At 51.3% G+C, this 594-nt stretch carries 1 rRNA gene; it reads left to right on the top strand.

The features are described from left to right. Positions 1-592: ribosomal RNA gene (locus ABD692_RS20880) — 23S ribosomal RNA — on the top strand; the annotation flags it as partial. Between the last annotated feature and the right edge of the window lie 2 nt (positions 593-594).

The following is a 594-nucleotide window of genomic DNA, read 5'->3' on the forward strand; positions in this document are numbered from 1 at the left end:
TTCAAAGGTAAGCTCAATACGCTTGGTAACCGTATGAGGAGTGCAATAGCATAAGCTTGCTTGACTGTGAGACAGACAAGTCGATCAGGGTCGAAAGACGGATATAGTGATCCGGTGGTTCTGCATGGAAGGGCCATCGCTCAAAGGATAAAAGGTACGCTGGGGATAACAGGCTGATCTCCCCCAAGAGCTCATATCGACGGGGAGGTTTGGCACCTCGATGTCGGCTCGTCACATCCTGGGGCTGGAGAAGGTCCCAAGGGTTCGGCTGTTCGCCGATTAAAGTGGCACGCGAGCTGGGTTCAGAACGTCGCGAGACAGTTCGGTCCCTATCTGTTGTGGGCGTAGGAATTTTGAGTGGGGCTGACCTTAGTACGAGAGGACCGGGTTGGACTAGCCTCTAGTGAATCTGTTGTTCCGCCAGGGGCATTGCAGAGTAGCTACGCTGGGAATAGATAAGCGCTGAAAGCATCTAAGTGCGAAACTAGCCACGAGATGAGAATTCCATATAGGACCGTAGAAGACTACTACGTTGATAGGCTACAGATGTAAAGCTGGTGACAGCATAGTCGAGTAGTACTAATCATCCGAAGC

Source organism: Pedobacter ginsengiterrae (genome assembly GCF_039537385.1).
Lineage (GTDB): Bacteria > Bacteroidota > Bacteroidia > Sphingobacteriales > Sphingobacteriaceae > Pedobacter > Pedobacter ginsengiterrae.